The sequence below is a fragment of the Streptococcus infantis genome (genome assembly GCF_001579645.1).
Lineage (GTDB): Bacteria > Bacillota > Bacilli > Lactobacillales > Streptococcaceae > Streptococcus > Streptococcus infantis_E.
In genome coordinates, this window is record NZ_KQ970819.1 from 9,968 (window position 1) to 21,505 (window position 11,538).

The window sequence follows — 11,538 nt, forward strand, 5'->3', positions numbered from 1 at the left end:
GCGAAGATGATTAGGAGTTTTGGGAGTCTAAAAGACGAACGAAAAGTCCAATCAGCTACCGCGTCAAAGTTTGATTGCTAATAAAAAGTGAGGTCGGGATCTTTTGTCCCAACCTCTGTATATCTATTATTAGTATAGAAGTTCGTAAATTTCCATCGCAATCAAGTCGATGCTGTCAAAAGTATATGTTTCACGAGCTTCAACATCACGAAGTGTAAAGATTGGGCCATTTTCTTCATCATGGTTAAAAGCAACTTCAGCTACAACAACTCCCTCGCGCTCAAAGTTACGTTTTAAGTTACCACCATCTTTTGTCATTGCTTCTAGGCGGTTGATGATTCTAACCAAATGTGATTCCATTTTGATTCTCCTCCATTTCTTATCGTTACTATTTTACCATAAAGAGTATCCACTTGACTAGAAAAAACTAAGATTTCTCGCTATTTCTGTTTTCTTTGAAATTTTATTGAAAATAAAAGGAAAAAGATTGCATTTTTATTCAAAACATGTTATACTCATACAAGTTTTAAGTTAGAAATTAGAAAGTAGTGGATTTATGAATTTTTCTTTTTTACCTAAATATCTGCCATATTTTAATTATGGTGCTCTCGTAACGGTCTTGATTTCTGTTTTGGTTGTCTTTTTGGGGACAATTTTAGGGATAGTCTTGGCTTTTGCTCAACGTTCTAAAATGAAGCCCTTAGCTTGGCTTGCCAATGTTTATATTTGGATTTTCCGTGGAACACCTATGATGGTACAGATCATGATTGCTTTTGCTCTTATGCACATCAATGCTCCGACAATTCAGATTGGTGTTTTGGGAGTTGATTTTTCACGTTTGATTCCAGGGATTATCATTATCTCTATGAATAGTGGTGCCTATGTATCAGAAACAGTTCGTGCTGGTATCAATGCAGTACCTAAAGGTCAATTAGAGGCGGCTTACTCTCTAGGGATTCGTCCTAAAAATGCCATGCGCTATGTCATCTTGCCACAGGCCATCAAGAATATCTTGCCAGCCTTGGGGAATGAGTTTATTACCATTATCAAGGATAGTTCGCTCTTGTCAGCAATCGGTGTCATGGAATTGTGGAATGGAGCTACTACGGTGTCAACAACCACCTACTTGCCTTTAACTCCACTCTTATTTGCAGCCTTTTACTACTTGATTATGACCTCTATCTTGACACTAGCCTTGAAAGCTTTTGAAAATCGTATGGGACAAGGAGAGAAAAAATAATGACTGAAACGCTAATTAAAATTGAAAACCTTCATAAAAGCTTTGGAAAGAATGAAGTTTTAAAAGGAATTGATCTGGAGATAAAAAAGGGAGAAGTAGTGGTGATTATCGGACCGTCAGGTAGCGGGAAGTCAACCCTCCTTCGCTCTATGAATCTCCTCGAAGAAGCGACAAAAGGAAAGGTTATCTTTGAAGGAGTAGACATTACAGATAAGAAAAACGACCTCTTTGCCATGCGTGAAAAGATGGGAATGGTTTTCCAACAGTTCAATCTCTTCCCCAATATGACAGTGAAGGATAACATCACGCTTTCCCCTATCAAGACAAAAGGGGAAAGTAAGGAAGTTGCTGAGAAGAGAGCGCATGAGCTCTTGGAAAAGGTTGGTTTACCAGATAAGGCAGATGCTTATCCACAAAGTTTGTCTGGTGGGCAGCAACAACGTATCGCTATTGCTCGTGGTCTTGCCATGGAACCAGATGTCCTACTCTTTGATGAACCGACTTCTGCCCTAGACCCAGAAATGGTAGGGGAAGTACTAGCGGTAATGCAAGAACTTGCTAAGTCAGGAATGACCATGGTTATCGTAACGCATGAGATGGGTTTTGCGCGTGAAGTGGCAGACCGCGTCATCTTTATGGCTGACGGTGTTGTTGTCGAAGATGGAACTCCAGAGCAAGTCTTTGAACAAACCCAAGAACAAAGAACCAAAGATTTCTTGAGTAAGGTTTTGTAAGAATATCATGAAAAGCTCCAAGTGGGCTTTTTCTTATAGTTTCAGACTATAAGGTCACTTAGGTAAGAAGTGTTAGAGGGACAAGTATTTTTTTGATATAATAGAAGATATTTGTTAGAAAAGAGAAAACACATGACACAGATTATTGATGGGAAGGCTTTAGCAGCCAAGCTACAAGGACAATTGGCTGAAAAGACAGCTAAATTAAAGGAAGAGACAGGTTTGGTGCCTGGTTTGGTGGTTATTTTGGTTGGGGACAATCCAGCCAGTCAGGTTTACGTTCGTAACAAGGAACGTTCAGCGATAGCTGCAGGTTTCCAAAGTGAAGTTGTGCGAGTTCCTGAAACCATTACCCAAGAGGAATTGTTGGACTTGATTGCCAAATACAATCACGATCCAGCTTGGCATGGTATTTTGGTCCAGTTACCCTTGCCAAAACACATCGATGAAGAAGCTGTTTTATTGGCTATTGATCCAGAAAAGGACGTGGATGGTTTTCATCCGCTCAACATGGGGCGCCTTTGGTCTGGTCATCCAGTTATGATCCCTTCAACTCCAGCTGGTATTATGGAAATGTTTCATGAGTATGGGATTGAACTAGAAGGTAAGAATGCAGTCGTCATTGGTCGTTCTAATATTGTCGGTAAACCAATGGCCCAGTTGTTATTAGCTAAGAATGCAACTGTAACCTTAACCCACTCACGAACACATAATCTTGCCAAGGTAGCTTCTAAGGCGGATATTCTTGTCGTAGCAATTGGTCGTGCTAAGTTTGTTACTGCTGACTTTGTCAAACCTGGAGCAGTTGTCATTGATGTGGGGATGAACCGAGATGAAAATGGCAAGCTCTGTGGAGATGTTGACTATGATGCTGTTGCGCCAATCGCTAGCCATATCACACCTGTACCTGGTGGAGTTGGACCTATGACCATTACCATGCTGATGGAGCAGACTTATCATGCGACATTGCGTAGTTTGGATAGATAATACAAGCATTGATTTTATATAGTGAAGAAACAAGTTCTAAAAAATGAACTTGTTTTTTCTTTCACTTCTTTTAATAAAATTACAGTAAAACTTCTACAAATTATTGAAAAAACTCTACTATTTTGATATATTAAAAGCATCAATATTTATATGGATAAAATAAGTAAGCGTCTAGAGGGAGGTTTATTTTTTGGAGTAAAATGTAATCGCTTACTAGAATATTGGAAAGGAACAATAATGGATAAGAGATTTTTTGAAAGACGGTGTCATTATAGTATTCGTAAATTTGCCATTGGTGCGGCTTCAGTTATGATTGGAGCTAGTATATTTGGTCTTCAGGTGGCTCAAGCAGCTGAAACCGAAACAGCAAGTCCCAGTGAGGAAACGATTCATCAAGTTCAACCTTTAGATAAGCTTCCAGATGATATTGCTGCAGCCATTGCAAAAGCTGAGCAAAATGGCCCACAAGATAACGCTACTGAAAAAGAAAATGATACTGTTGAATCCGCAAAACCAATAACTGAAGAAAAGGTGACTGAGGCAACAAGTCCTAAGGAAGAAAAGGAAGCGGAAGTAGTCAGCCCTAAAGAAGACAAAGTTGAAAAAACTGAAAAACCTGCTGCTGAAGTAGAGGGGAAAGAGTCTACAGTTTCAGAAGCAAATGCTGAAAAGCCAGCATTTCGAGAAGAACATACTGATACACCTAATCAAAATAAACCTGTAACGGATGATAAAAGCAAGGAAGAAAAAGCTTCTGCAAGTGAATCACCTCAAGCTACAAAAGAGAAGGAAAAAGAAAATCAGCTCCTTGAAGAGAGAAAACAAAATTTCAACAAAGACTGGTATTTTAAATTAAATTCTCAAGGTGATTTTTCTAAGAAAGATGTGGATGTTCATGACTGGTCTAAGTTGAACCTTCCTCATGACTGGAGTATCTATTTTGATTTTGACCACAAGTCTCCTGCCCGAAATGAAGGTGGTCAATTAAACGGGGGTACTGCCTGGTATCGCAAGACCTTCACGGTTGACGAAGCTGCTAAGGATAAGGATGTTCGGATCAACTTTGATGGTGTCTACATGGACTCCAAGGTCTATGTAAATGGTAAATTTGTAGGTCATTATCCAAGTGGTTACAATCATTTTTCATACGATATTACTGAATTTTTAAATAAAGATGGTAGTGAAAATACCATTGCAGTTCAGGTTACCAATAAGCAACCAAGTAGTCGTTGGTACTCAGGAAGTGGTATCTATCGCGATGTGACTTTAAGCTATCGTGATAAGGTACAAGTTGCTGAAAATGGAAATCATATCACAACTCCAAAACTAGCTGAACAAAAAGATGGCAACGTTGAAACACAAATCCAAAGCAAGATCAAAAATACTGCCAAGACATTAGCCAAGGTATTTGTAGAGCAACAGATTTTTACTAAGGAAGGTAAGGCTGTTTCAGATTTGGTTCGTTCTGTAACTAAGAGCCTAGCAGGAAATGAGACAGCTGACTTTAAGCAAACGATTTTGGTTAATAAGCCAACCCTCTGGACAACCAAAAGCTATCATCCTCAGCTCTATGTCCTGAAAACCAAGGTTTATAAAGAAGGTCAGCTAGTTGATGTGACAGAAGATACCTTTGGTTATCGTTATTTTAACTGGACAGCCAAAGAAGGATTCTCTTTGAACGGTGAGAGAATGAAATTCCATGGAGTTAGTATCCACCATGATAACGGTGCCTTGGGAGCAGAAGAAAATTATAAGGCAACCTATCGTAAATTAAAACTCCTGAAAGATATGGGAGTTAACTCTATCCGCACAACCCACAATCCAGCAAGTCCACAGTTGCTTGATGCTGCTGCAAATCTAGGACTTTTGGTTCAAGAAGAAGCCTTTGATACTTGGTATCGTGGCAAGAAAACGTATGACTATGGACGTTTCTTTGACCAAGATGCAACTCACCCAGAAGCCAAGAAGGGTGAGAAGTGGTCTGATTTTGACCTCAGAACCATGGTCGAACGTGATAAAAATAATCCATCTATCGTTATGTGGTCACTCGGTAATGAAGTTGATGAAGCAGATGGCGGTGAGCGCTCTTTAGAAACAGCTAAGCGTTTGAAAGCGATCATCAAAGCAATTGATACAGAACGCTATGTGACCATGGGTGAAAATAAATTTAGTCGTAGGTCAAGCGGCTTGTTCTTAGAATTAGCAGCAATCATGGATGCTGTTGGTATGAACTATGGGGAACGGAATTATGATGCGGTTCGTAAGGAACATCCAGATTGGTTGATTTATGGTTCTGAAACCTCTTCAGCGACTCGAACTCGAGATTCTTATTTTGATCCTGCTCATTTACTCTGGCACGACAATCGTCCAAATCGTCATTATGAACAGTCAGACTATGGTAATGACCGTGTAGCCTGGGGTAGAACAGCTACTGAATCTTGGACTTTTGACCGTGATCGTGCTGGCTATGCAGGTCAGTTCATCTGGACTGGTTTCGACTATATCGGTGAACCTACACCATGGCATAATCAAGATAATACACCAGTGAAAAGCTCTTACTTTGGTATCATTGATACGGCAGGCTTGCCTAAGAATGACTTCTATCTCTACCGTAGTGAATGGTATAGTGCCAAAGAAAAACCAACTGTTCGCATTATGCCTCACTGGAATTGGACTGAAGAAACGCTTAAAGAACGTAATATGCTGGTCAATGGCAAGGTGCCTGTACGGACCTTCTCAAATGCCGCCAGCGTAGAATTGTTCTTGAACAATGAGTCCCTTGGTAAGAAAGAATTTGTTAAGAAAACAACGGAAGATGGTCGCCCGTATCACGAGGGAGCTAAACCAAGTGAATTGTATCTTGAGTGGTTGGTGGACTATAAACCAGGTACCTTAACAGCTATTGCTCGTGATGAAAATGGTAAAGAAATTGCGCGTGACAGTGTAACAACAGCAGGAGAACCTGCTAGAGTTCGCCTCACTAAGGAAGAACATGTTATTACTGCAGACGGTAAAGATTTGTCTTACATCCATTATGAAATTGTTGATGAAGATGGCAATGTTGTGCCAACTGCAAATAATCTTGTTCATTTCAATCTTCATGGGCAAGGGCAAATCGTTGGTGTGGACAATGGAGAACAAGCTAGTCGTGAACGCTACAAAGCTCAGAAAGATGGTACATGGCAAAGAAAAGCCTTCAATGGTAAAGGTGTTGTCATTGTAAAATCTACTGAAAAAGAAGGGAAATTCACCCTATATGCGGATTCTGCAGGTTTAGCTTCTGATCAAGCAACAGTCACAACCGTTTCAGGCAAGAAAGAAAATCGCCACTTTGTAGCCTATGCTCTAGTTAAGGCAAGAACTGATGTCAGTGAAAATCCTAAATTGCCAGAAACTGTGACAGCTATTTATAGCGATGGTAGTGTCGAAGAAAAAACAGTGACTTGGGATATTCCAGACAATCTCCGTGCAAGTGCTGGTGCGAAAAAAGTCCTAGGTAGTGTGGAAGGTATCGAATCCAAGGCTGAAGCCCTTGTTAAAGTTATTGCCCTTGATAAGTGGTTACCTAAAGTTGCAACCGTTCCTGTTGGTACAAGCGTAGAAGATTTGGATAAGACTGTTACAGCTGTTTTATCAGACGGGAACTTAGTTGATGCGGAAGTCGTTTCATGGACCTTGAAAGATCCTGATGCCTTGAAAAAAGAAGGTGGACGAACAGAAGCAACTGGTAAATTAGTAGGTAATGACTATGAGGTGACAGCAACCTTTATCGCAAGTGATCAGAAAACAGAAAATACTGTTGCTGGTCTCACTGTTGGTGACAAGACTCTCGCAGACTTTGAGACTGGAAAGACCTATTACCGAGTAACCCTTCCTTACAGTGCTGAGATTCCAAGTGTTGGTGCACAAACTACTGGCTACCAAGTAACAGTTCAACAGGCTTCGGCTGCTAATGATTATCAGGCTTCTGTGTTCTTGAGTAACCAAAGGGGTGATTTGGTTCAAACATATTTGATTCAGTTTGTGAAGGAAGCCCCTGCCTTGACACGCTTGGAAGTAAGTGTAGAAGGTAAAGAGACTGCAACAGAAGACCAAGTTCTCCCTTATCATGTCATTGGACATTATGAGGATGGTTCGCATACTGAATTTTCAGCGTCAGATATCCATTTGGAAGCTAAGTCAGCTGATGGTGGACATCTTGAAGTGAACGGCCAGAACTTGCTTCTTTACACGAAAGGTAGTGTAACCCTCACTCCTCGTATTGACAATCAAACTGATAAGACTCAGTCTGTAGCAACTGAACTTGTGATAAAAGAAAATACAGTAGACAAGAAAATTGTCAAGCTACATCCTGTTTCTATCTCTACAGATATCAATCAGCAACCGAATTTGCCTGATCAAATCGGAGCAGAATTTGATAAGGGCTTGCCTCGTAAGGTAGCTGTAACTTGGGACAAGGTAGATGCCAAAGAACTTGGTTACTATCATAGCTTTACCCTTAAAGGTCATGTAGAAGGTACAGATATTGAGGCTCTTGCCAATGTGACTGTTGAAGGTTTGCAGGTTGCAGAAGAAATCAGCCTCACTCTTCCTAAGGGTGAAACTGTTCAATTACCTGCTAGTGTTCGTGCTTATCATTCTAATGGAACAACTGTCTATAAAGATGTCCTTTGGGACAAGGTTCCTGAGAACTTTAGTCAGACTGAAGGTATCTATGAAATCAAGGGTCAATTAGTGGGTAGCCATCTGACTACCAAGGCCCATGTCCGTGTTTCTAGTCAAGTTGTTGCTGGAAATAATATCTCTAAACAGTGGACTGGTTCTCAATTGCCAGCTGCTATTGTATCCAATACGGGTGGTGATGATTCGGCTAATACTTTGAACGACTTGACAGTTTCAAGAGCCAATACAGATGTCAAGAACAGATGGACAACTTGGAGAACAAATACTGATAATGACTGGGCATCTATCTTGTTTGGTAATTCTGGTGATTTGACAAAACGTTTTGTAGACAATCTATCAGTTGATTTCTACACAGATGGTGCAATCGGACTTCCAAAAGAATATGTTATTGAATACTATGTCGGTCAAGAAGTTCCAGATCTTCCAAACGATGTCAATAATGCTCAGCGTGATACCAACCATCCATTCAACAATGCTGCCAACTGGAAAGAGGTTGAACATCTCAAAGCTCCAGGACAATTATCTGCAGGTCAAACCAACCACTTTACATTTGATAAGGTTGAAACTTATGCTGTTCGTATGCGTATGAAGAAAGCAGATGGAACTGCTGGTGTTGGTTTGACAGAAATCACTATTTTAGGAAGTAAAGTTCCAAGTGCTACCAGCTCAGAAATTTCTATCCAAGTAGATGGCAAGAAACTTGAACATTTCAATCCATCTAAGACAGACTACCATATTCCTCAAGCTAGCAAAGAGATTACTGCAACAGCTAGTAACAATGGCTTAGTGACAGTTGTCCCTGCAACAAGTGAAAAAGGCGCGACACGTCTTATCTTGAAAGCTGAGGATGGAACAGTTCTAAATGAATATCGCATCTTCCGTGATGGTGAAAAAGAATCTACAGGACCAGTAGTTGCAGAGAATGGTGCCATGACAGTAAGTGTTGGTGATAAACTTCAATTACCTACACAAGCGACAGTCTACTATCCATCAGAAACAGATTGGAAAACAGATAAACTAGCCGTTGAATGGGATGCAGTGGCTGAACATGCGACAGACCAGGAAGGTACCTTTGAAGTGCTTGGTCATATCCTAGGAACAGACCTGACAACTAAGATGCAAGTGACAGTTGTTACAAAAGGTAATCAAGTTATCTCTGAGAATGCAAGCAATAATGCGACAGATTCTAAAGCCTTTGCGTCTACTACAAATGATACACAAGCAGCTTCTCGGGATAAGATTTTCTATATCAACGATGGTCACTTTAACGAGGATGGACGTTGGACTAACTGGTCTCGAACTCCGAAAGACCAAGAAACATCTGTGGGAATTCTCTTTAAGAAGAATGGTCAGATTACACCTCAGTCTGTTGGAAAAGTAGCTATTCAGTTCTTTAAAGACAGTGGAACAGACGCACCAGCAAAAATGGTACTGGAAAGATATGTTGGGCCTGCCTATACAGAACCAAGTACTATTTCTCGTTATGAAGAAAATGCGGATCATCCATTTAACAAGGCAGAAAACTGGCAAGAAATTCCTTATAAGGCATCTGGCGACATCGTAGCTGGTAAGCCAATCGAATTTACCTTTGATCCGATTCAGACAACAGCCATTCGAGCACGTATGACTCGTAAATCGACAACTAATGGTCTAGCAATGGTCGAGTTTAGTGCTTACTCTCCTGCTAAAGCAAGAGATGAGGAAACTCCTTCAGTATCCATTTCGGTTGCTGGAAAAGCATTAGAAAACTTTGATCCTGAGGTTTCAGATTATACAGTGAGCTTAAATGGCACTAAACCACAGGTGACTGCTCAAGCAAGTGGTCACAGTGTGACAACGGTTGTTGAGTCTAGTCAGGATAACCTTCCTAGCCTTGTTCGTCTTCTTGCTAAGGATGGTAGTCTTGTCAAGGAATATCGTATTCACTTCAAACCTAGTCACCGTATTGTTCCTGAAGAAGGCGACCAAAGTCCTGTTCTCGAACGACCAAGTTTAGAAGTTGTCAAGACTGAAATTCCATTTAAGGAAATTATTCGTGAAAACAATGACTTAGCTCAAGATGAACGTCGTGTAATCTCAGAAGGTAAGAAGGGTGAAAGAGTTGATTATGTTGAGGTTCTAGGTTCTAACCGTACCACTGTTCATACAGATACGACTGAGGCGCAAGATCGAGTTGTTGAAGTCAAGGTCAAACCAGCCATTACTACAAGTAAGGGTGATGAGCCAGCTCCAGTGGTAGAAGTCCCAGAATTCAAGGGCGGAGTCAATGCAGTAGAAGCAGCTAAGAATGAATTGCCAGAGTACACAGATGCAATCGGCACAGTAGGTGACGAACCAGCTCCAGTAGTAGAAGTCCCAGAATTTGAGGGCGGAGTCAATGCAGTAGAGGCTACTAAGCATGAATTACCAGAATACACAGAAGCAATCGGGACAGCAGGCGACGATCCAGCTCCAGTGGTAGAAGTCCCAGAATTTGAGGGCGGTGTTAATGCAGTAGAAGCCGCTAAGCATGATGAGTTGCCAGAATACACAGATGCAATTGGCACAGTAGGCGACGCTCCAGCTCCAGTAGTAGAAGTGCCAGAATTCAAGGGCGGCGTCAATGCAGTGGAGGCTGCTAAGAATGAGTTGCCAGAATACACAGAAGCAATCGGCACAGTAGGTGACGAACCAGCTCCAGTAGTAGAAGTCCCAGAATTTGTAGGTGGCGTCAATGCAGTAGAGGCAGTTAAGAACGAAGTCCCAGAATACACAGGTGGCGTCAATGCGGTAGAAGCCGCTAAGAATGAATTACCAGAATACACAGGAACAGTAGCTACAGTGGGGAACAAGCCAGCACCAAGTCTTGTTAAACCAGCTGAAGAGATCCGAATCTTGACTGATAAGGAAACTGGAGTTCTGGTAGCAGGGCTAACTAAAGAGTTATCTAAAGACCTCAAGCTTCAAGTGCAGAAGGTTCTACGTCAAGAATTAGCTGGTAAGCACTACGATGCTTATCAAGTGAAATTGCTGGATAAGGACAACCAAGAAGTTGAACTCAAGGGTGCTGTCCTAGTGAGATTACCAGTCAAGGGACAGATTCAAGGAGTTTATCACATGAGCTTAGATCAAGGCTTGCAGGTTCAAAAGGTGACGCTTGTAGGTGACATGGTTGAATTTGTCACCAAAGATCTAGGACTTTATGCGATTGTCTATAAAGAACAAAACCAAGAACCAGTAAAACCAGTAGAACAAGGTCATGAACCAGCAGTTAAGGGAGAAAACTTTGAAAATGCTTCAGAGAAAGTAGATTCAGCAAGACTTCCAGAAACAGGTGAAAGTCGATCTGATACAGCTGCCTTCCTAGCAAGTCTCAGTCTTGTTTTATCAGTGGCTTTACTAGCTGTTAAACGTAAAGAAAAATAGAGTTTGGAACTCTACATTGCTGATTGATTGTAGAAATACTTGGACTATCCCAGTAGATAGGATGGAAAAATGCTACAACCATATGGAGAGGACCTCTGGGTTCTCTCCATTTTTTAAAATAGGGATGAAACCGCTTAGATGAGTGGTTGGAGGAAAGGAATAGAAGAAAGATGGATCATCAATTTTTTGAGAAACGTTGTCATTATAGCATTCGAAAATTTGCAATAGGAGCAGCTTCAGTAATGGTTGGTGCGAGTATCTTTGGAGCCGGTATGGTACAAGCGGCAGAGACAGAGCCCGCACTAGAAGCAGAAACAAGTCTTACACAGCTTCCACCAGAGGATAAGTTATCACCAGAATTGGCAAGCGCTATTAAAGATGCAGAGGCAGACTTAGTTTCAGAGACTAAAGTGGAAGAGGTAGCTACTAAGTCCCAAGCTCCTGAAGAAACTTCTTCAAAACCAGTAGAAACTAAAAATTCTACAGTAG

Annotated in this window: 6 protein-coding genes; 5 read left to right on the forward strand and 1 reads right to left on the reverse strand. The window is 41.1% G+C overall.

Annotated elements, in window-relative coordinates; all coding sequences use genetic code 11:
* Nucleotides 1-129: 129 nt before the first annotated feature.
* Nucleotides 130-360, reverse strand: a complete 231-nt coding sequence (locus SINDD18_RS04380) for a DUF1797 family protein (protein WP_000443576.1) — start codon at nucleotides 358-360, stop codon at nucleotides 130-132.
* 196 nt (nucleotides 361-556) lie between these two features.
* Between SINDD18_RS04380 and SINDD18_RS04385 the strand changes: the two genes are divergently transcribed.
* From SINDD18_RS04385 to SINDD18_RS11295, 5 genes are all read left to right on the forward strand, one after another.
* Nucleotides 557-1,240: an amino acid ABC transporter permease gene (locus tag SINDD18_RS04385; protein WP_006147032.1), complete on the forward strand. Its 684-nt coding sequence runs from the start codon at nucleotides 557-559 to the stop codon at nucleotides 1,238-1,240.
* Entirely contained in the window at nucleotides 1,240-1,974 is a 735-nt protein-coding gene (locus SINDD18_RS04390; protein WP_061863246.1) for an amino acid ABC transporter ATP-binding protein, read from the forward strand. The genes SINDD18_RS04385 and SINDD18_RS04390 overlap by 1 nt, the downstream gene beginning before the upstream one ends.
* Before the next feature lie 132 nt (nucleotides 1,975-2,106).
* Nucleotides 2,107-2,961: a bifunctional methylenetetrahydrofolate dehydrogenase/methenyltetrahydrofolate cyclohydrolase gene (locus tag SINDD18_RS04395; RefSeq protein ID WP_061863247.1), complete on the forward strand. Its 855-nt coding sequence runs from the start codon at nucleotides 2,107-2,109 to the stop codon at nucleotides 2,959-2,961.
* Between the two features lie 237 nt (nucleotides 2,962-3,198).
* Nucleotides 3,199-11,049: an SIALI-17 repeat-containing surface protein gene (locus tag SINDD18_RS04400; RefSeq protein ID WP_061863248.1), complete on the forward strand. Its 7,851-nt coding sequence runs from the start codon at nucleotides 3,199-3,201 to the stop codon at nucleotides 11,047-11,049.
* A gap of 170 nt (nucleotides 11,050-11,219) precedes the next feature.
* Nucleotides 11,220-11,538 (forward strand): YSIRK-type signal peptide-containing protein (locus tag SINDD18_RS11295; protein ID WP_241497338.1); only part of this gene is annotated, 319 nt, incomplete at its 3' end.

What these genes read in the sequence shown, in the direction of transcription:
- SINDD18_RS04380 (WP_000443576.1), bottom strand. Translation starts at nt 360, where the DNA reads ATGGAATCACATTTGGTTAGAATCATCAACCGCCTAGAAGCAATGACA.
- SINDD18_RS04385 (WP_006147032.1), top strand. Translation starts at nt 557, where the DNA reads ATGAATTTTTCTTTTTTACCTAAATATCTGCCATATTTTAATTATGGT.
- SINDD18_RS04390 (WP_061863246.1), top strand. Translation starts at nt 1,240, where the DNA reads ATGACTGAAACGCTAATTAAAATTGAAAACCTTCATAAAAGCTTTGGA.
- SINDD18_RS04395 (WP_061863247.1), top strand. Translation starts at nt 2,107, where the DNA reads ATGACACAGATTATTGATGGGAAGGCTTTAGCAGCCAAGCTACAAGGA.
- SINDD18_RS04400 (WP_061863248.1), top strand. Translation starts at nt 3,199, where the DNA reads ATGGATAAGAGATTTTTTGAAAGACGGTGTCATTATAGTATTCGTAAA.